The organism is Actinomadura soli, from assembly GCF_005889715.1.
In the GTDB taxonomy this organism is placed as follows: domain Bacteria; phylum Actinomycetota; class Actinomycetes; order Streptosporangiales; family Streptosporangiaceae; genus Spirillospora; species Spirillospora soli.
Genome location: NZ_VCKW01000013.1, coordinates 1 through 18,937 on the forward strand (window position 1 = coordinate 1; position 18,937 = coordinate 18,937).

Below are 18,937 nucleotides of genomic sequence, written 5' to 3' on the forward strand. Positions count from 1 at the left end.
GCCCCCCTCCCCTCCACCGCTGCGGGACTTCCCGGGCCGCGCGATCGCGCAGGGCCGCATGGCCCTGCCGCCCCCGGCGCAGTTACCGCTGCGGCCGCGAGGGCTCGTGGGCCGCTCCCGGGAGCGGAGTCTGCTCAACAAGTCGAATGCCGCGCCGATCGTCATCTGCGGTCCGGTGGGAGTTGGCAAAAGCGCGTTCGCGCTGGATTACGCCCATCAAATCGCCGCCGAGATGGTCGATGGCCAACTCTATGCCGATCTCGGATCGGCCCCGTCCGACGGGCAATGCCTGGTGACGTGTTTCCTGCGCGCGTGCGGCATGCCCGACGAGCAGTTGCCCGCCGCCCTCGATCAGCGCGCCGGGGTGCTCCGCTCAATGCTGGCCGAGCGAAAGCTGCTGATGTTACTGGAGAATGTGCGCGATGAGCGGCAGGTGCGGCAGTTGCTGGCCGAGCCGCGGTGCGGTGCCATTATCGTGGTCAGCCGCAATCCGCTGCTCGGCTTGCGGGACGTCCGCCGCATGCGATTGGATGTCCTGCCCCGCGAGGATTCGGTCACGATGATCTCCGATGCGCTGTCCGACCGCGTCGCGGCTGATCTTGTTGACTGCAGCCGGTTCGCCGAGCTTTGCGGCGACCTTCCGCTCGCCATCGATATCGCGGTCCGCAAATTGGTGGCCCGTCCGGACGTTCCCCTGGTCCGGCTCATCAGGAGGCTGACCGATCGCGGCACGCTGCTGGACTGGCTGCGCATCGGTGACGTGTCCGTGGCCGATCTGCTGAGATCCGCGTATCTCCAACTCGGCGGTGCGGCGCAGACGCTGCTGCACGAGCTCGCTCACCGCTCGCCCGAAGAACCGGCGTGCCGGGCCGACGATCTCGCGGCGACCGCGCCGATCGGCGAGGAGCTGGTGGACGAGCTGGCCGCCGCCGGTCTGCTCCGGCACGATGACCGCGTCGGCGCGTACCGGCTCGACCCGCTGGTACGCGCCTTCGTCGTCCGGTACGTGATCCCGAAGATGAACCAAAGATCGATCTTCAGTTGACGGCCCTCGGCCGGAATCGGCGCGTCCGATCCGGCCGGGCATCCCTCGCCGGGCTCCTACCACCACGGGGAATCGGGGATCTCGTTCGAGGGCGACGGGCCCGGGTCCGCCGGGACGCCGTAACCGCCGTCCACGAACAGCAGCGGCGGGCCGTCGCGACGCGGCCCGGCCGCGACGACCTCGCCCACCACGAGCATGTGGTCACCGAGCTCGAAGGCGTCCCACAGCTCGCACTCCAGCCAGCTCGCCGACCGGAGCACCAGCGCGCCGGTCCGCGGTCCGGGCGAGGCGGGCAGGGCGTCGATCGCGCCCCTCCGCACCGCCCGCTCCCTGGCCAGCGTCCCGGCGATCTCACGGGCGCCGTGCGGCAGGACCGACACCGCCCACTTCTTCGTCGCCAGCAGGTCGGCCAGGAACAGCGACTCCGTCCGCATGCACACCGACACCAGCGGGGGGTGGAGCGACACCGAGCTCAGCGAGTTGATCGTCACCGCGTCGTGGTGCCGTTCGCCCGCCCGGTCGGCGTACGTCGCCGCGACGCACACCCCGGTCGCGAAGCTCCGCATCACCCCGCGCAGATCCAGCGGCGCGACCGTGTCCGGCGTGTCCGGCGATGACCGCGTCATGGCCGGATCGCCTGCGGGGAATCGAAGACCCGGTCCGGGTCGTGGCGGCGCTTGATCTCGATGAGCCGCGCGAGGTTCGGTCCGTGGTAGGCCGATGGCCAGCCCCGCAGGTCCGGGTCGGTGAAGTTGATGTACGACGCGTCCGCCGCGAACTCGCCCATGTCCTGATGCAGCCGGGCCAGCCAGTCGAGATTCGCGCGCACCGTCTCCGGCGGATCACCGGGCTCCCACGCCGTGTCCAGCGAGAGCAGGAACAGCGCGTCCCGATGCGGGAACGCCGTCTCCGCCGTCCCGACGCGGTTGATCGCCCCGCCCCAGGTGAACAGCGCCGCGCCGCCGCCGTCGGGATTGCCGCTGCCCGGCCATTCCTCGACCGCGGCCACCAGCGTCCGCACCCCGGCGCCGGACAGCGGCGCCGGGGTGGTGCGGGTCCGCACGGCGAACGCGCCGCCCGCGGAGGCGTGGTGCAGGTACTCCACCGCGTCCCAGTACGTTCGGTCCGCGATGTCCGCCCGGTGCGGCCGGGCCGTCGCCAGCGCGGGTGCCAGCAGTTCGCGGAGCTCGGCGGCGGGGCCCAGGTGCTGCCCGATCACCGAGACCACGCCGTCCTGACCGGACGACCGGCCGATGCCGATACGGGCGGCGAAGCGGTCCGGCGCGTCGCGCATGACCTCCTGCATGACGGTCAGCACGTCGGCGGCGTGCTCCCAGTGCCACAGCAGCAGGCAGGTGGACACGTCCATCACGGGACGGGCCTGGAAGGTGAACGACGTGTTCACCCCGAAGGTGCCGCCGCCACCGCCCCGGCATGCCCAGAACAGGTCCGCGTTCTCGCTCTCGTCGCACGTCAGGATCGACCCGTCGGCCAGGACGATCTCCGTCTCGACCAGCGAGTCGCAGGTCAGCCCGAGCGCCCGGGACGAGGCCGCGACGCCGCCGCCCAGCACGAGCCCGCCGATCCCGACGTCGTCACCGTTGCCCAGCGGGAACATCAGATCGAACTTGCGCAGCACGTCGTGAATGCCCTTGGTCCGGGCGCCGCCGCCGACGGTCACCAGCGCCGTCGCCGGGTCGACCAGGACCTCGTCCAGGTCCTGGAGGTCCAGCACCAGCCCGGTGTTCACCGACGTGCCCGCGTAGCCGTGGCCGCCGCCGCGGGCGACGACCGGCACGCGATGCCGCCGCGCCCAGCCGATCGCCGCCGCGACGTCGGCGGCGGAGGCCACCGAGAGCACCGCGGCCGGGCGCACGTCCCGGTACCGCTCGTTGTGAGCCCGGCTCCGCTCGCCGAACCCGGCGTCGCCGGGCAGCCACAGCCGCCCGTCGACGAGCCCGCGCAGATCCGTCCACTCGATCATCAGACCGCTCCCGTCACATCCGCACGTTCGTGGCTTCGTCCGCGGATCCGCCCGCGGGCGGATCCGCGTGGTGGACGGCGGGTCCCGCCTCCGCCCCGGCCCCGGGTCCGACCTCTTCCAGGTAGGAGACGCCGACACCGGCGTGCTCCCCGAACCGCTCCCATTCCTCGCGCAGCAGCAGCCGGCCGTCCGCGCGCCGCTCCGGGACGTTCACGGTGTGCCCGGAGATCACCTCGCCGGTCACCAGCACCATGACGTAGCCCAGCCGCAGCGTGCCGTCCGGTTCGCAGGTGCCGGTGACCGTGCCGCGCCGCACCTTCCCGCCGGTGAAGTGGGCCCACACCAGATCGCCGTCCTGCCGGTAGCGGGCGACGGTGCCGTCACCGCCGCCCGCTCGCTGGAACAGCCGGCCCTCGTAGTCGATCGTCACGCGTCCGCGTCCAGCAGCCCGGCCGGCATCTCCAGGCGGGTGCCCGGCGGCGGCGGCTCGATCTCCTCGGCGTCGATCTCGACCCGCGCGAGCGCGCCGTCGAGCCGGGCGTCGCAGGACGCGGGATCGGCGGCCTCGGCCACCACGAAGGAGTGGCGGGCGATGTAGCCGCCCGGCGGGAGCCGCAGCGTCGTCCCGGGGTCGACCATCGGCGCCGCCGTGACCAGGCCGGGGGCCGCCGTGGGCACGCGGACCGCGTGCACGACGCAGTCGTGTTCGGGATAGCCGAACCGGATGCCCGCGACGCCGCTCCTCGTCGCCGCGATGTCGGGCCGGGTGCCGATGGCGGCGTCGACGAGCACGTGGCCGGGGTCGATCCCGGTGGCGATCTTGCCCACGAACGGGATCAGGTCGCCGCCGAGCCGGCCGTTGATCTCGATGATCAGCGGGCCGCGCGCGGTCAGCCGCACCTCGGTGTGGGTGATGCCGTCCTCGATCTCCAGGACGCGGTGCGCGCGGGCGAGGGTGCCGAGCAGCTCGGGGTCGCGCAGCAGCTCATCGTCCGCGTCGATGACGTGCCCGACCTCCTCGAAGTACGGGTACTGCCCGGTGCGCTTGCGGGCGAGGAACATCGGCAGGTACTCGCCCTTGTGCACGGCGGCGTCGATGCTGATCTCCGGGCCGTCCGCGTACTCCTCGACGATGGCGCCGCCGCGGTACTCCTCGTCGCCGACCAGGCTGGCCTCGTGCGCGACGCGGTAGGCGGCGTCCAGGCCGGCCTCGTCGGCGGCGAGGACGACGCCCATGCTGGCGCCGAGCGCGCGGGGCTTGACGACGACCGGGTAGCCGATCCGCTCGGCCGCCGCGCGGGCCTGCTCCAGGCTGTCGGTCATCTCGAAAGCGGGCTGCAGGACGCCCGCGGCGGTGAGCCGCGACCGGGTGCTGCGCTTGTCGCGGCACCCCAGCGCGCCGGGGATGGACAGGCCCGGCACGCCGAACTCGGCGGCGAGCTCGGCCGCCGGCATCACCAGCGGCTCGTCGTAGCAGACGAGGCCCGCGATGGTGCGCCGCGCGGAGACCTCGCGCGCCGCGGTCCGCAGCGTGTCGTGGTCGAAGACGTTGACGACGTGGATCTCGTCGAAGTACGGGTGCTGCCAGGTGGGCCTGAGGTTGTTGATCAAAACGAGCTCCAGGCCCGCCGCGCGGGCGCGGGCGCTCGCCGAGCGGATCAGGTACTCGCGGTAGAGCTTCAGCCCGCTGCCGATCACCAGCAGCACGCTCTTGGAGTCGTTCATCTCTTTCCTTCCGATCCGGCAGGGGTTGGGTAGTGCCGGGGGCGAGGGGCTCATGCCGCCGCCCCGACGAGCGCGCCGGCGATCTGGTCGGCGACGAGCGGAGCGGTGCGGAAGCCGTCGCCGCCGCTGGCCGCGCGGGCCCAGACCGAGGTCCCGACCCGGGCCAGGCGGCCCGTGCCGGTGCCCGCGTCCACCGCGTAGTGGCACCGCTTGACGGCGGCCACCGTGTAGCCGTCCGCGTCGGCCAGGATCCCGGCGGCGAGGATCTTCTCGGCCCAGGCCCGGTCGTCCGCGTCGCCCATGACGCCGCCGCCGTCGCCGTCCTGGTCGGGGGAGGTGACCTCCCGGCAGGCCGCGTCAGTGCTGATCTTGAGGAGGGCGCCGTCGCCGGGCGGCATCAGCCAGCCCCGCCCGTCCGCCCCGACCCGGCCCGCGCTGGGCATGCGCTCCCACCGTCCGGCCAGCCCGGCGGGCGGGGACAGGTAGACCATGGTCTGCCGGTGCACCACCACGGGCACGTCCACCAGCCGGAGCGACCACGGCCCGGCGGCGACCAGCACCAGGTCGCCGTGCTCCACGGTGCCGTCGGCCAGCTCGACCCTCGCGGTGCCGGCGTCCACCGCCACCACGTCCTGCCCGGGTCTGAGCTCGGCCGCCGGATGGCGGTCCAGCCATCGGGCCGCCGCCGCCAGCACCCGGTCGGCCAGCAGGACACCGGCGTCGAGTTCCAGGACGCCGGACGTGCCGGCCGGGAATCCGATGGGCCACATCTCGCGCGGCCCGACGAGCCTGACCCGCAGGCCCGCGTCGCGGGCCGCCGCGGCCACCGAGGGGATCTCGGCCTCCGGCCACGCGGTCACGACGCCGATCCGGCGGTAGAAGCCCGCGCCCGGCCGGGGGCCGCACAGCAGGGACTCCAGCTCGACCCATCGGCGGTGGGCGTCGGCGGCCCGCCGCGTCGCGGACGGGTCACCCGGGACGAGCGCCCGCACGGCCCGGTGGTGGTCGAACGAGCTGGCGCCGGGGTTCGGGATCGCGCCCCGCTCCAGCACCACCACCTGATGGCCCAGCAGCACGGCCCGCACCGCGGCCAGCAGCCCGGTGACACCCGCGCCGACGATGACGATCCGCTGGTCCGTCCAGCCGCGCAGCGGCTCGGCCAGAGTGCTCCCGGCCATCTCAGGCCACGCCCCCGTCCAGCCCGGGCAGCCGCACCGGGGTGATCGTGGACGGGCCGTCGCGGCGGATCGCCGTGTCCGGCAGGGCGGCGGCCAGGTCGATGAGGATCGGCGCGGCGCAGCGGAGCACGACCTCGGCCTCGTGGCAGAAGTCGCCCGCCTCGTCCGGCGCGACGTCCCACCGGTCCAGCCGCGCGATCTGCTCGGTGAGCGTCTGCGCCGCCCGGACGAGGCTGAAGCACTCGAGCTCGTACGACGCGGCGAACCGGTCGACGATCCGCGCGGCGGCGCCGCGGGATCGCTCCGACACCGGCAGCGGCCCGCGGCCGGTCCACCGGCCGGCCTTCGCCGCGACCCGGTTCCAGGGCCCGGCCAGCCACGACCGCGTCACCTTAGCCATGTCCGGCCGGCTGAAGTTGGTGCACTGGTTCTCCGGGCTGGTCGCGGCCAGGTAGAACCGGACGAGGTCGCGCGGCATCTCGGCGGCGAGGTCCGCGGCCCGGACCACGTGCCCCCGGCTGGTGGAGAACTTGTCGTGGTCCAGCAGGTAGAACTCGTTGGTGACGAACTCGACCGGCAGCGCGTACTGGTCCCCGTGCGCCAGCAGCACCGCCATCATCGCGACGGCGAAGGGGAAGGTGTTGTCGAAGCCGAGGAAGTACACCACCTTCGTGCCCGCGTCCGGCAGCCAGAGCGCGTCGTCGGTCCCGGGCACCTCGCCCCAGCGCTCCGCCGACAGGGCGGACGCGTGCATGCTCCACGGCGCCGGCTCCGCGTTCGGGTTGATCACCTGCCCGGGGACCTCGGGGAAGGGCGCCGGGATCCCCCAGGAGATCGGGTAGGTGACCGGATAGTCCGGCAGCGGACGGGAGAGCATCTCCCTCAGCGCCTGCGCCATGTGCGGGCGCATCGCGGTCGCGTGGACGTCGAAGTACTCCCGCAGCCGCTCCCGGTAGCGCTCCATCGGCAGCACGAGCACCTGCGCCTCGCGCGGCTCGACGGGGTCGCCGGGTTCCAGCGTGGACCGCGGGTCGATGAGGTCGGCCGCCGCGACCGGGTTCCCGCAGGTCTCGCAGAGACCGGCGCAGCCGTCGGCCAGGCAGTGCGGGCAGCCGCCGGTGGCGAAGCCGTCCACGAGGAACCGACCGGTCTTCGGCGAGTACAGGAAGCTCATCGTCTTCAGTTCGAGCTTCCCCGCGCTGTGGACCCGCCCCCAGAAGTCGGCGACCCACTTGGTGAAGCGCTCGTCGTCGCCGGTGAACCCGTCGACGTCGATGCCCACCGCGCCGAGGCTCGACGCGATCTGCCCGGCCGACCGCTCCACCAGCGCCGCCGGGGTCACCCCCCGCCGTGCGGCCGTGGTCACGACGAAGGTGGACGTGTCCTGGAATCCCGTCCCGAAGTACGCCGTCCGCCCGGTGGCCCGCAGGTAGCGGGTGTGGACGTCCGCGGCCAGGAACGGGCCGGCGAGGTGCCCGAGGTGCAGGTCGCCGTTGGCCGTGGGCGCCGGCGAGATCACCACCGTCCGCTCGGTCATGACGGCCGCCCCCGGTGCCGGTCGAGGAACCTCTCCGACATCTCGCCGTCCCACCAGACGCCGTAGTACTCGAAGTCCTCGTCGGTGTCGTTCACCACCTGGTGGGTGCAGCCCGGCGGCAGGTGGACGATGTCGCCGGCGACGAACGGCATGTCCTCGCCGTCGACGCGGAGCCTGGCGCGGCCGGTCATCGCGATGAAGATCTCGTACTCGTGATGCGCGTGCGGAGCCGACTCCGTCCGGGCCCGCAGGACGCACCACGCGCCCTCGAACGGGGCGTTGAGCGCGGGCCACGGCAGCAGCCGCTCGGAGTCCAGGCCGTAGGCGCGGGTCAGGCCCGCCCGGTCCAGCGTTCGGATCTCGATCATGCGGTCCGCACCCGCTCCGTCAGGCGCCCGCCCTGGGCGGGCTCGGATGCGCGGCGGGCGAGCATGTCGTCGGTGATGTCCTGGGAGCGGTGCGACAGGACGCTGATCAGGGAGTCGGCGATGCCGTGCGTCGCCTCGTTGACGCCCTGCAGGTAGAGCGCGCCCGACGCCGGCCGGCCCAGCTCGACGCGGTAGCGCCGGCTGACAGCGACCTCGTCGAGGCCCGTGCGGGCCGCGAGGTCGCGGACCATGGCGGGCATCCGCGCGTCGTAGCCGGTGCCGAGGAGCACGAGGTCGCAGCGCAGCGGCTCGACCTTGCCGTTCTTGCGGTCGCGCAGGTCCAGGACGACGTCGTCCCGGTCGGCGCGGGCACCGACCACCTCGGTGAGGGGACGTACGGTGGAGCGCTGGTCGCCGAGCATCCGCTGCTGGTAGAGCATGTTGTACAGCTCGTCGGCGAAGGGCGGGGCGAGCCCCGCGTAGTTCGTCAGATGCATCTCCTTCAGGACCTGCTCGCGGGTCTCGGGCTGCATCGTGAAGAACTCGTCGACGAACGAGGGGAAGAACAGCTCGTTGACGAACTTGCTGGTCTGGTAGTTCTGGAACCCGATCGAGCGCAGCACGATGGTCGGGCGGCTCTGCGGCAGGTCCTGCGACAGCGCCATGAACATCTCGACGGCGCTCTGCGCCCCGCCGACGACCACCGGCCGCAGCGTCCGGCCGGGGTCGGCCTCGGCGAGGCGGGTGCTGTACTGCGAGCTGTGGACGACCCGCTCCGCCGGCAGGTCCGCGAACACCTCGGGGATGTGCGGATCGCGCCCGGCGCCGATCACCAGGTCGCGGCAGTGCACCACGTCTCCGCCGGCGAGCGTGACCGTCCACCCGGCGATCGAGCCGTCGTCGCCGAGCCGGGGAACGACCCGCTCGCCGCGGGCGTTGTAGCGGATCTTCACATGCTGGAAGGACCCGGCGACCCACTGCTGATACGCCGACAGCTGCCAGCGGTAGGGGTTGAAGGTGCTCAGGTTGACGAACCTGTCCAGCTCGCCCGTCTCGTGCAGGAAGTTGAGGAAGGAGAACCGGCTGCGCGGGTTCCGCAGCGTCACCAGGTCCTTGAGGAAGGAGACCTGGCTGCGGGCCCACGGCAGCAGCAGGCCGCGCTGCCATTTCACGTCGGAGTGCTGTTCGAGGATCAGCGCGCTGCGCGCCATCTCGGCCGGAGCCGACTCCTCCAGCGCCACGGCGAGCGCCAGGTTGGCCGGGCCCGCGCCGATCATCAGAATGTCAACTTCTTGGACTGTCACAATCCCACCTGTCGTTCCGGTCGGCGCCCCGGTACGGGCCGGCCGAGAGAGTCGCGCCCGTGCGGGCGGAGCGAGGGAGCCGTCGGATCGGCTCATCGGGAGAAGGTCACGACGCGGGCCGGGCGGCGCCGGCCGGTTTCGCGGCGGTGATGCCGAGGCACAGCGGGAACCCGGGCTTCGCGCCCAGCAGGTACGCCCCCGCCGACTGCAGGATGCGCTCCTGCGCCACGACGTGCTGGCACATGGTGTGGGTGTCACGGAGCCAGCGGTCCATCGGGGACGGCTGGTAGATCGAGCTGGTCTGCAGGAGGTCGTACAGCCGGCCGACGATCGACCGCGCGGTGCGGAACGCGTGCCTGCGCGAGAGCGGCAGCGCGGCCCGCTCCTCCGGGGTGAGATCGTCGAGCGTGCCGCCGGCGGCCAGGAGCTCGTGCTGGCGCCTCATCGCCCCGTACACGCCGTGGCGGCTGGCGACGAGGTCGGCCTCGCAGTCGGCGACGACGACCTGGGTGCGGTAGTCGTCCCCCTTGCCGCGCGCCGCGACGAGTTCGCGGGCATGGTCGAGCGCGGCCCGCGCGATGCCCAGCGGCACCCCCGGCATGTTGCGCATGTGCACCTCGGGCTGGGCCAGCGGGCCCTCGCCGTTGCGCACGGTGTCGAACGTCAGGGTGCGCTCGGCCGGCACGAACACGTCGGTGATCGTGTAGTCGCAGCTGCCGCTGCCCGCCAGCCCGGTGGTGTACCAGGTGTCGACGACCTCGACGTCCTCGCGCGGCACCATCATGAGCTTGGAGTCGTGCGGGTCGCCCTCCGGACCCGGCTCCGGGGCGCCGTCGCGGTAGACGAAGGCACCGGAGATCACCCAGTCGGCGTGGGTGACGCCGCTGCCGAACTGCCAGCGGCCGGAGAGCCGGTACCCGCCCGGCACGATCTCGGCGCGCCCGGTCGGGAACAGCAGGCCCGCGGTGATCATGTCGAGGCTCGGGAACATCTCCTTCGCCACCGGCTCGTCGAGGAACGCCGCGTACAGGCCGGTGTCGGAGCCGATCATCGCGCACCAGCCGGCCGCCGGGTCGCCGTAGGAGATCGCCTCGATGATCTCGGTCTGCTCGATCGAGCTCAGCTCGGGGCCGCCCCAGCCGTGCGCGAAGCCCATCCGGAACACGCCGGTGCCGCGCAGCAGCTCGACGACGTCCATCGGCAGCCGGCGCTCGCGCTCGATCTCGGACGAGCGCGCCCGCAGCTCCGGGACGATCGCCCGGACGCGGCGGAGGATTTCCTCGCCCGTTCGCGGCGGCGCCGGAGCCGGCGCCGCCGCCGGGGCTTCGGCGGCGGCCGGACGGCTGGGTGCAGTGGCCATCTGTTCGCTCCCTCGATCGTGAATGCGATTGCTGGGGGGCCGGCGGCGATCGCCGCCTGACCGCCATTCAAGCCAGCCGGGTATTTGACCGAAAGGATTGACCGCAACGAACAATCAAGTGCGAATTTCGCAGAACAAACAAACAAAACCGGCGGTCACGCGAATGCGTGACCGCCGGTCGAAAAAATGACGTGGTGCCGGCCTATACGCCGGTGCCCTGGGCCGTTCCGCTCCGTCCGTTCGCCGGGTGATCGTCAGGACCGCCGGAGGCCGCCGTCAGCGGCTGACGGCGCCGTTGATGCTGCCGAAGTCGAGCGCCCCCTCCAGCGCGGTGTAGGTGCCCTGGCTGAGCAGTTCGGTGGCCGCGCGCTCCGCGACGGAGTAGGCCGCCTGGCTCAGCGCGGTGCCGAGACTGACCCGGCGCACGCCCACGGCCTCGAACTCGGCGACCGTCGGCGCGCCGGGCCATGCCATCACGTTCACCGGCAGCGGCGACGCCTTCACCAGCCTGCCCAGCGCGTCGAGGTCGATCAGGCCCGGGACGAACAGGCTGTCCGCGCCCGCCTCGGCGTAGAAGCCGGTGCGCGCGATGACGTCGTCCAGCCGGCCCGCCTCCTCCCCGATGCCGAAGAGGAAGACGTCGGTGCGCACATTGATCACCAGGCCCGGCAGGCCGGCCCTCGTCGCCGCGTCCCGGGCCGCGCGCAACCGCGCCCCCTGCTCGGCGGCGTCGAAGAGCGGGCCGCCGGGCGCCCTGGAGTCCTCGATGTTCACCCCGACCGCGCCTGCCCCGACGATCCCCGCCACCGTCGCGGCGACGTCCTCGGGGCTCTCGCCGTAACCGCCCTCGATGTCCGCGGTCACCGGGACGTCGACCGCCGCGGCGATCCGCCGGACCGCCTCGACCATCTCGTCCCGGGTCAGGCCGTGCCCGTCCGGGCGGCCGAGCGACCACGACACCCCGCCGCTGGTCGTCGCGATCGCCTGCGCGCCCGCCCGGGCGATGAGCGCTGCGCTGCCCGCGTCCCACGCGTTCGGCAGCACGAGCACTCCGCTTTCATGCAGCGCCCGCAGCGATGCCGCCCTGGCCTGCTGAACCTCGATGTCCACGCCTTTTCTCCCTCTTCTGACCATTGCCATCAATCAACCGGCCGGCGACGGTACCGATCGCGCTCCCGGAGGCGGGAGCATCAGCCGGGGTCGCCGCCGGACTCCGCCACGGTGACGCTGTAGAGGTCGAGCTCGCGGAACGGGTTGGGCTGGACGTCCCGCAGCCGCGTCGACCAGGCCGACAGCGTGCTCTGGAACCAGATCGGGATCGTCGGCATGTCCCGCAGGATCGCCCGTTCCGCCTGCTGGTAGAGATCCCAGCCCCGCTCCCTGGTCGGTGCGCTCTCCGCGGCGGACAGCAGGGCGTCGACCGCGGGATTGCTGTAGCCGCCGACGTTGTCCGCGGCGCCGGTCCGGTAGATCGAACTCAGGAAGTTCTCGATCGACGGGTAGTCCGCGACCCAGCCGGAGCGGAACACGGCGGTCATCTCCCGGGCGTTCAGCCTGCGGCGGAACTCCCCGAGCGTCGGGATCGCCACGAAACGGCAGGGCACGCCGAGCGTCTCGGTGACCGAGGCGCAGATCTCCTCCATCCAGGGCCGGTTCGGCGAGTCGATGTTGGAGGTCAGCTCGATGTGGCCCGCGAACCCGCACGCCTCGAACAGCTCCCTGGCCCGCCCGGGGGAGTAGGCGCACAACTCGCCGCCCTGGTTCTCGGCGCGGCCCGAGATGGCCGGCGGGACGAGGCCGTCGGCCGGCACCTGGTGGCCCTGGAAGATCTTGTCGATCAGCTTGACCCGGTCGATCGCCATGGAGATCGCCTGCCGCAGCCGGGGGTCGGCGTAGCGCGGGTCATAGAGCGGGAACGAGATGGTCTGGATCCCGAGATACGTCCGATCGTGGGTGCGATTCGGCAGGTCCTTCAGGTACCGGTCGCCCTCCAGCGCCCAGAACGGTGTGACGTCCAGGTAGTCGAGCTCGTCCGCCACCACATCATGGTAGGCGTCCGCCAGGTCGGCGTAGATCCGGAAGTCGACGCCGCCGATGCTGGGCATGTCGTCCCCGGCGTACTCGTCGTAGCGCTTGAGCAGGATGTTCTTCTCGCGCTCACGGGACACGAAGCTGAAGGCGCCGTTGCCGATCGGGTGCGCCTCGAACGCCTCCCGGTCCTCGAAGAAGGCGTCCGGCAGCGGGAAGAACGCGCTGCAGCCGAGCGTGACGGGGAACTCGGAGAACGGCGCCGACAGTGTCACGGCGAAAGTCCGGTCATCGATGATCTTCAGACCGGACAGCTCCCTGACCGTGGAGCCGGGGGAGTTCACCTCGTCGAAGCCCTCGATGTGCGAAAGGAAACTCGCCGCCTGCATCATGTTCGGGCCGTGTGCGGTGTAGTTCCAGGCGTTGACGAAGCTGCTCGCGGTGACCGGCGTGCCGTCGTGGAACGTCCAGCCGCGCTTCAGCCTGATGGTGAAGATCCTGGAGTCGGCGGTCTCGATCGATTCCGCGACCGCGTTCCTCGGATGGGCGTCGACCGGGTCGTAGGAGACCAGCCCGCGAAACAGCGCGGCGATCACCTTGACGCCGCCGGATTCGGTCGTGTGGCCGGGGATGAGCGCGTTCTCCGGCTCGGTGCCGTGGTAGCTGATGATCGCGCTCTCGCGGGCCCGCGTGGTCGTGTCGTTCGTGGCCGCGTCGCGCGTGGTCGCGTCCGTTACACCGCTGCCGGGCAATTCCGCGGTCCGGACGGCACGGGATGATCGCACACTTCCCCCTTGAACATCGTCTGGTCGATGACGTCGAAACTCGGGCACGGCCGCTGGGGCCTTCGCGCCGATCAGAGTTCAACAAAACATCGGATTGGCTGCCATCCCAGGGAATCGAATCAATCAACCGATCAAACCGGCCGCGCCGACCTGCCGCGAAACGCGACACCACTGGCCGCGCGGACGGGCTCAGGCGGGCGTGAGGGTCTTGGTCTCGCTCTCGGCCGGCGCGCGCTTGATCGCCATGGAGAGGAACGCCGCGCCGACGCTGAGAAGGCCGGCCGTGTACCAGGCGGGCGCGTAGTCGCCGAAGCTGTCGCGGGCCAGGCCGGCCAGGGTGGACGCGCAGGCGGCGCCGATCTGGTGCGCGGCGAAGACCCAGCCGAAGACGACCGGCGCGGACATCCCGAAGTGCTCCCGGCACAGGGTGATCGTCGGCGGAACGGTGGCGATGAAGTCCAACCCGTAGAAGACGACGAACACGATCATGAACCCGGTGACCTTGTCGTCGAACACCTGGGGCAGGACGAGCAGTGAGACGCCGCGCAGTACGTAGAAAACGGCCAGCAGTATCCGGGGATTGATGTGGTCGCTGAGCCAGCCGGAAAGGATCGTGCCGACGAGGTCGAAGATACCGATCACGGCGAGCAGGCCCGCGGCGGTGACCCGGTGCATGCCGTGATCGTGGGCGGCGGGGATGAAATGGGTGAAGACGATGCCGTTGGTGGTGGCACCGCAGATGAAGAAGCTCACCGCGAGGAACCAGAACGGCTTTGTGCGGGCGGCGCTCTTCAACTGGTCGACGGCGTGCCGCGCGGCACTGCCCGTGACGGCCGGCGGGGCCACGACCTCCTCGGCGCCGTATGGCGGGATTCCCAGGTCGGCAGGGTGTTCGCGGAAGAAGAACAGCACCATCGGCACCGCGGCGGCCGCGACCAGGGCGACCACCACCGCGGCGCTGCGCCACCCGCCCGCCGACTCGCTCAACGCCGTCACCAGCGGCAGGAAGATCAGCGAACCGGTCGCGCCGCCGGCCGAGAGGACGCCGGTGACCAGGCCCTGGCGCTTGACGAACCACCGGGTGCCGATGGTGGCCACGAATCCCAGGGAGATCGAACCGGCGCCGAGGCCCACCATCACGCCCCAGAGCAGAATGAGCTGCCACGCCGCCGTCATGTACACGGTCAAACCGCTGCCCAGCGCGATCAACGCCATCGCACCGGCGGTCACCTTGCGCACACCGAACCGTTCCATCAGCGCGGTGGCGAATGGCGCGGTGATCCCGTACAACGCGAGGTTCACCGACATGGCGAAACCGATGGTGCCGGTCGACCAGCCGAACTCGTCCTGCAGCGGTTCCACCAGCGCGCCCGGGGTGGACCGGAACCCGGCCGCGCCGACGAGCGCGGCGAAACCGATGCCCGCGATCATCCACGGCCATATGAGTTGTTTGTTGTGGGTCATTCGGTAAGAGTGCTCAGTGCGGCACCGTCCCGGGAAGTGGCTCTTTGGCCATCATGTGCAAGAATTGGGCCATGGACCACCGGCCGCACCAGATCGCCGTGCTCGCGCTGGACGAGGTGGTCGCGTTCGACCTCGGCACGCCGACCCAGGTCTTCCCCGCGGCCCGCGACGAGCAGGACCGGCGGCTCTACCAGGTACGGATCTGCACCCCCGGCGGCCGCCCGGTGCGCAGCTCGGCGGGGCTGGTCATCGCGTCCGAGCACGGCCTGGAACTGCTGGCGGAGGCGGACACGATCCTCGTGGCGGGCGTGCACTACGGCGCGCAGGTCCTGTCCGACGGCACCCTCGACGAACCGGTACGGGTCGCCCTGCGGACGGCGGCGCACCGCGGCGCACGAGTCATGTCGGTCTGCACGGGCGCGTTCGTGCTGGCCGCGGCCGGTCTGCTGGACGGCCGCCGGGCCACCACGCACTGGGCGCACGCCGACAACTTCCGCCGCCTCTTCCCGGACGTCGACCTCGACCCGGACGTGCTGTTCGTCGACGAGGGCGACCTCCTCACCTCGGCGGGCGTCGGCGCGGGCGTCGACCTGTGCCTCCAGGTCGTCCGGGACGACCACGGCAGCGGGATCGCGAACATGACCGCGCGTCGCTGCGTCGTCCCGCCGTGGCGCCCGGGCGGCCAGTCGCAGTACATCGTTCGTCCGATCCCCGAGGTGACCGACACCTCCACCGCCGCGGCCCGCGCGTGGGCGCTGGAACACCTCCACGAGCCGCTGGACCTGCACGCCCTGGCCGCGCGGGCCCGGATGAGCATTCGCACGTTCACCCGCCGGTTCCGCCAGGAGACCGGGCTCAGCCCGCGAAAGTGGATCATCCAGCAGCGCGTCGAGCGGGCCCGGCACCTGCTGGAGACCACGGACCTGGCCATCGACCAGGTGGCGCGCCATTCGGGTTTCGGCACCGGCGCGGCGCTCCGCCAGCAGATGAGCGCGACCCTGGGCGTGGCCCCCAGCGCCTACCGGACCACATTCCGCTCAACAGGCGTCGACAAGCCGAGCCCCTCCCCGGAAGTCCTGCGCGCGTAACCCCTAGCCGTGGACGCCGCGCTCCACACCCGGCCGGGATCGCGCCCGGGGCCGTCCCATTCGCGTTGGTTCAACGCGGTGGGACCTGCAGGGGGAGTTGCAGGACCATGCAGGTTCCTGCGGGGTGGTCTGCTATCCGCAGGGTGCCGTTGTGGGCGTGGGCGATCTGGCGGGCGATCGCCGGGCCGAGGCCGGTGCCCGCGGGATCGGCGCGGCGGGCGTCGGCGCGGCGGTAGAAGCGGCGGAAGACCAGTTCGCGTCAGCGGCGGGGATACCGGGCCCGTCGTCGATGACCTGGAGGGCCGCGTGATCGTTTTCGGTGGTGACGGATACCTCGATCCGGGTTCGGGCGTGCCGTTCTGCGTTGACCACCAGGTTGCTCAGCAGGCGGAGCAGGCGAGGGCGGGAGCCGTGCACCACGGCCGGGTCCTGAAGATGGGTGTCGAGGGCATGCGGGCAGGGGACGCGCCGCCAGAGTGTCGCGGACCAGGCGGGACAGATCGACCGGTTCGGTGGACACGGGGGTGCCGGCGTCCATGCGGGCCAACTCCAGCAGGTCGGCGACGATGTCGCTCAGCCGCTCGGCGTCCTGCAGCGCGGCGTTCAGGACCTGGCGTGAATCGATGTCGGGGTCGCAGAGGGCGTCCTCCAGCCGCGTCTGCAAGCCGGTGAGGGGATTGCGCAGGTCGTGGGAAGCGTCGGTGACCTCCTGCCGCTGCCGCTCGACCGTTTCTTCCAGCGCAGCGATGGCATGGCGTTCCTGTGCCCGAGCGTGCCGCAGCCGCTCGTTCACCTCCTGCAGTTCCCGTGACCGAGCGTAGAGTTCGATCTCGGCCGCCAGCAGACCCTCGGGCTGCGCACTGCCGGACGGCTGGACGTCGTGAACCTGTTCGATGAACGCGGTGATGTCCTCGATCCGGTGGATGATCAGCGCGACCTTGCCGTCGGGACCCAGCAGCGGCGCGTCCACCGTGCTCCAGTACCGCCGCTCGTACTGCCCTGGCCGCCCCGGCACCTGGAGGTCGTAGCGTCCCCACGGCATGACGTACGGCACGCCCTCCGCCGGCACCCAATCCAACGCGGCCTGCCAATGCCGGGCGTTCTTGCCGGACAGGCCGCCGGGGAGAGCCTCGAACACGTTGCGGCCGATCAGCCGATCGCGGGGGCCCGCCAGCCGCTCATAAGCCTGGTTCACCGCAACGAACACCAGCTCGGGAGAGATGACCGCGCACGCCACGGGCTCCATGTCGAATACCGCGGCCATATCGACCTCTAGCATGTCCGTTAACTACCCCAAGCCCCACAAATCAGGACCCACCGGACTATCGATAACTCGCAAAACGAAGCGCGTTCGACGTGGTCGCCCAGCCGGTCGCCTGGTCGGCCAGGGCCCGTCCGCCGAGCGCCTACCGCTCCCGGACGGCGTAGGTCAGGTGCGTCACCCTCGGGGAGGGCTCCGCGCGGATAGGCTCCAGAGCCACGCGGGCCGCGTCCACGCCCTCGAACAGGCGGATTCCGGAGCCGAACAGCACAGGCGACAGCGCGATCGAGAACTCGTCGATCAGGCCGGCGTTCACGTACTCCAAGATCGTCGCGCCGCCGCCAGCGATGCGGACGTCCCGGTCGCCGGCGGCCTGGCGGGCCTGGTCGAGCGCGGACTCGATGCCGTCGTTGACGAAGTGGAAGGTGGTCCCGCCCGGCCGCTCCCAGGGATCACGCTTCTCGTGCGTCACGACGAAGACCGGCGTGTGGAACGGCGCCTCCTCCGGCCACATCCGCTCGCCGGCGTCGAACATGCGCTTGCCCATCACGCTCGCGCCGGTGCGCTCGAACGTCTCCCGCACGATGTCATTGTCGCGCCCTTCCTCGCCGCCCTCGCCAAGCTTCAGGTTCTCCCGGAAGAACCGCTGCGGAAAGACCCACGCCTGCAGTTCCATCCATTGCCGCCCCATCAACTCCCCGGCGGACTCGGGCGCGATGAACCCGTCCAGCGACATCGACACGCTGAAGAACACCTTTCCGGCCATCAGTCCTCCACTCCCTTCCGAACGATCTCGGTGACGTAGGCGGCCAGGTTGCTCAGGGTCTGCCGGCCGCCCTCGATCGCGTGGTACTTCTCGACGGCCTCGTCGCGCAGCTCCTTGGTGGGGAACACCGTGCGCATCACGATCCGGGTCGCCGCGCCGTCGGGCGCGAACGTCAGGACCGACTCGAAGGCGTTCGGATCACCGCGGGACTCGCCGTGCAGCAGCGCGATCCGCTCCGGCGGGGCGATCTCGGTCCAGGAGATCCACTCGGTGTAGTCCGTCCCATCCGGTCCGTGCATCACGAAGTCCCACACCCCGCCGGCGCGGAACTCGAACGACCGCGTGGTCGTGGTGAACCCCTCCGGTCCCCACCACCGTGACAGGTGCCGGACCTCGGTGAAGGCCTCGAACACCAGCTCCCGTGGGGCGTCGATGACCCGGGAGATGACGACCTCGCGGTCGGCCGTCGCGGACTGCGCCGGCGCTCCTCGTCGTGTCGCGCTCATCAGCTATTCCTCCTGCCTTGCCTGCTTCAGGTCCTGCACGTACGCGTCCAGCCGGTCGAAGCTCTCGTTCCAGAACCGCTCGAACCCGCCGGTCCACTCGTGGACCGGCCGCAGCCCGCGGGCGTCAAGGCCGTACAGGCGCTGCTTGCCCGCCTTGCGGTCCCGCACCAGCCCGACCTCCCGGAGCACCCGCAGGTGCTTGGACGCCCCCGGCTGGGTCATCCCCAGCTCCCGGGCCAACTCGGTCACCGGCCGCTCACCCGCCCGCAACAGCACCAGGATCTCCCGGCGCTGCGGCTCGGCGATCGCGTTGAAGACGTCCGACGTCGTCGCTGCTCGTGCCATGACCACCATCATATTCCCATATGGGTATGCGTCAACCTGGAGGAACCAGGCGGATCTTGTGAGGATGCCGATCGAGACCCTTGTCACCTGACTCGGCGAGTTGCGTTCACGCCGACCTCCTCAAGGAACCCGGACGTTGTCCTCCTTGCTGGTCGGCTTGATGATCCGCGCCAGCACGAGCTGCCGGGGAACA

17 protein-coding genes and 3 pseudogenes are annotated in these 18,937 nt (G+C 71.4%); 2 read left to right on the plus strand and 18 right to left on the minus strand.

The features are described from left to right. A pseudogene (locus ETD83_RS04050) lies at positions 1-1,045 on the plus strand (hypothetical protein); the annotation flags it as partial. A 56-nt stretch (positions 1,046-1,101) separates the two neighbouring features. Here the strand turns inward: ETD83_RS04050 and ETD83_RS04055 are convergent. The 12 genes from ETD83_RS04055 to ETD83_RS04110 form a co-directional block, all read right to left on the minus strand. Then, the gene (locus ETD83_RS04055) at positions 1,102-1,671 is read right to left on the minus strand and encodes a flavin reductase family protein (protein ID WP_138643681.1); all 570 of its coding nucleotides are present in this window, start codon (positions 1,669-1,671) and stop codon (positions 1,102-1,104) included. Further along, positions 1,668-3,029: an FAD-binding oxidoreductase gene (locus ETD83_RS04060; protein ID WP_138643682.1), complete on the minus strand. Its 1,362-nt coding sequence runs from the start codon at positions 3,027-3,029 to the stop codon at positions 1,668-1,670. Before ETD83_RS04060 ends, ETD83_RS04055 begins: the two co-directional genes overlap by 4 nt. Positions 3,030-3,042: 13 nt before the next feature. Then, a complete protein-coding gene (locus ETD83_RS04065; RefSeq protein ID WP_205717482.1) occupies positions 3,043-3,459 on the minus strand; it encodes a hypothetical protein in 417 nt (138 codons plus the stop codon). After that, a complete protein-coding gene (locus ETD83_RS04070) occupies positions 3,456-4,754 on the minus strand; it encodes an ATP-grasp domain-containing protein (protein WP_138643683.1) in 1,299 nt (432 codons plus the stop codon). Before ETD83_RS04070 ends, ETD83_RS04065 begins: the two co-directional genes overlap by 4 nt. 50 nt (positions 4,755-4,804) lie before the next feature. Then, positions 4,805-5,932, minus strand: coding sequence for an NAD(P)/FAD-dependent oxidoreductase (locus ETD83_RS04075; RefSeq protein ID WP_138643684.1), 1,128 nt, complete (start codon positions 5,930-5,932; stop codon positions 4,805-4,807). A gap of 1 nt (position 5,933) precedes the next feature. Then, entirely contained in the window at positions 5,934-7,469 is a 1,536-nt protein-coding gene (locus ETD83_RS04080; RefSeq protein WP_138643685.1) for a class I tRNA ligase family protein, read from the minus strand. After that, positions 7,466-7,837: a cupin domain-containing protein gene (locus ETD83_RS04085; RefSeq protein ID WP_205717483.1), complete on the minus strand. Its 372-nt coding sequence runs from the start codon at positions 7,835-7,837 to the stop codon at positions 7,466-7,468. Before ETD83_RS04085 ends, ETD83_RS04080 begins: the two co-directional genes overlap by 4 nt. Further along, the gene (locus ETD83_RS04090; RefSeq protein WP_138643686.1) at positions 7,834-9,141 is read right to left on the minus strand and encodes a SidA/IucD/PvdA family monooxygenase; all 1,308 of its coding nucleotides are present in this window, start codon (positions 9,139-9,141) and stop codon (positions 7,834-7,836) included. Before ETD83_RS04090 ends, ETD83_RS04085 begins: the two co-directional genes overlap by 4 nt. A 106-nt stretch (positions 9,142-9,247) precedes the next feature. Then, positions 9,248-10,501 carry an acyl-CoA dehydrogenase family protein gene (locus ETD83_RS04095; RefSeq protein ID WP_138643687.1) on the minus strand — a complete coding sequence of 418 codons (1,254 nt, stop codon included), beginning with the start codon at positions 10,499-10,501 and terminating at the stop codon, positions 9,248-9,250. A 276-nt stretch (positions 10,502-10,777) separates the two neighbouring features. Then, on the minus strand, positions 10,778-11,611 hold the full coding sequence (locus tag ETD83_RS04100; protein WP_230420657.1) for an isocitrate lyase/PEP mutase family protein: 834 nt from the start codon (positions 11,609-11,611) through the stop codon (positions 10,778-10,780). A gap of 80 nt (positions 11,612-11,691) precedes the next feature. Continuing rightward, positions 11,692-13,314 carry a peptide ABC transporter substrate-binding protein gene (locus ETD83_RS04105; protein WP_138643689.1) on the minus strand — a complete coding sequence of 541 codons (1,623 nt, stop codon included), beginning with the start codon at positions 13,312-13,314 and terminating at the stop codon, positions 11,692-11,694. A gap of 189 nt (positions 13,315-13,503) precedes the next feature. Further along, positions 13,504-14,778, minus strand: a complete 1,275-nt coding sequence (locus ETD83_RS04110; RefSeq protein WP_138643690.1) for an MFS transporter — start codon at positions 14,776-14,778, stop codon at positions 13,504-13,506. Between the two features lie 71 nt (positions 14,779-14,849). Between ETD83_RS04110 and ETD83_RS04115 the strand changes: the two genes are divergently transcribed. After that, positions 14,850-15,866, plus strand: coding sequence for a GlxA family transcriptional regulator (locus ETD83_RS04115; RefSeq protein WP_230420658.1), 1,017 nt, complete (start codon positions 14,850-14,852; stop codon positions 15,864-15,866). A 70-nt stretch (positions 15,867-15,936) separates the two neighbouring features. Here the strand turns inward: ETD83_RS04115 and ETD83_RS45835 are convergent, their stop codons facing one another. The 6 genes and pseudogenes from ETD83_RS45835 to ETD83_RS04145 form a co-directional block, all read right to left on the minus strand. After that, the gene (locus ETD83_RS45835) at positions 15,937-16,119 is read right to left on the minus strand and encodes an ATP-binding protein (RefSeq protein WP_138643726.1); all 183 of its coding nucleotides are present in this window, start codon (positions 16,117-16,119) and stop codon (positions 15,937-15,939) included. A 62-nt stretch (positions 16,120-16,181) separates the two neighbouring features. Beyond that, positions 16,182-16,286 (minus strand): annotated as a pseudogene (locus tag ETD83_RS45840) (hypothetical protein); the annotation flags it as partial. A gap of 118 nt (positions 16,287-16,404) precedes the next feature. Further along, positions 16,405-17,145 (minus strand): annotated as a pseudogene (locus tag ETD83_RS04130) (PAS domain-containing sensor histidine kinase); the annotation flags it as partial. Between the two features lie 127 nt (positions 17,146-17,272). Next, entirely contained in the window at positions 17,273-17,893 is a 621-nt protein-coding gene (locus ETD83_RS04135) for a dihydrofolate reductase family protein (RefSeq protein WP_138643693.1), read from the minus strand. Next, positions 17,893-18,399, minus strand: a complete 507-nt coding sequence (locus tag ETD83_RS04140) for an SRPBCC family protein (protein WP_138643694.1) — start codon at positions 18,397-18,399, stop codon at positions 17,893-17,895. The genes ETD83_RS04135 and ETD83_RS04140 overlap by 1 nt, the downstream gene beginning before the upstream one ends. A gap of 3 nt (positions 18,400-18,402) precedes the next feature. Then, positions 18,403-18,744, minus strand: coding sequence for an ArsR/SmtB family transcription factor (locus ETD83_RS04145; RefSeq protein WP_138643695.1), 342 nt, complete (start codon positions 18,742-18,744; stop codon positions 18,403-18,405). Positions 18,745-18,937 lie beyond the last annotated feature (193 nt).

Excerpts from the sequence above, each read along its gene's own strand:
- ETD83_RS04055 (WP_138643681.1), bottom strand. The coding sequence starts at position 1,671 with ATGACGCGGTCATCGCCGGACACGCCGGACACGGTCGCGCCGCTGGAT.
- ETD83_RS04060 (WP_138643682.1), bottom strand. The coding sequence starts at position 3,029 with ATGATCGAGTGGACGGATCTGCGCGGGCTCGTCGACGGGCGGCTGTGG.
- ETD83_RS04070 (WP_138643683.1), bottom strand. The coding sequence starts at position 4,754 with ATGAACGACTCCAAGAGCGTGCTGCTGGTGATCGGCAGCGGGCTGAAG.
- ETD83_RS04075 (WP_138643684.1), bottom strand. The coding sequence starts at position 5,932 with ATGGCCGGGAGCACTCTGGCCGAGCCGCTGCGCGGCTGGACGGACCAG.
- ETD83_RS04080 (WP_138643685.1), bottom strand. The coding sequence starts at position 7,469 with ATGACCGAGCGGACGGTGGTGATCTCGCCGGCGCCCACGGCCAACGGC.
- ETD83_RS04085 (WP_205717483.1), bottom strand. The coding sequence starts at position 7,837 with ATGATCGAGATCCGAACGCTGGACCGGGCGGGCCTGACCCGCGCCTAC.
- ETD83_RS04095 (WP_138643687.1), bottom strand. The coding sequence starts at position 10,501 with ATGGCCACTGCACCCAGCCGTCCGGCCGCCGCCGAAGCCCCGGCGGCG.
- ETD83_RS04110 (WP_138643690.1), bottom strand. The coding sequence starts at position 14,778 with ATGACCCACAACAAACAACTCATATGGCCGTGGATGATCGCGGGCATC.
- ETD83_RS04115 (WP_230420658.1), top strand. The coding sequence starts at position 14,850 with ATGGACCACCGGCCGCACCAGATCGCCGTGCTCGCGCTGGACGAGGTG.
- ETD83_RS04135 (WP_138643693.1), bottom strand. The coding sequence starts at position 17,893 with ATGGCCGGAAAGGTGTTCTTCAGCGTGTCGATGTCGCTGGACGGGTTC.
- ETD83_RS04140 (WP_138643694.1), bottom strand. The coding sequence starts at position 18,399 with ATGAGCGCGACACGACGAGGAGCGCCGGCGCAGTCCGCGACGGCCGAC.
- ETD83_RS04145 (WP_138643695.1), bottom strand. The coding sequence starts at position 18,744 with ATGGCACGAGCAGCGACGACGTCGGACGTCTTCAACGCGATCGCCGAG.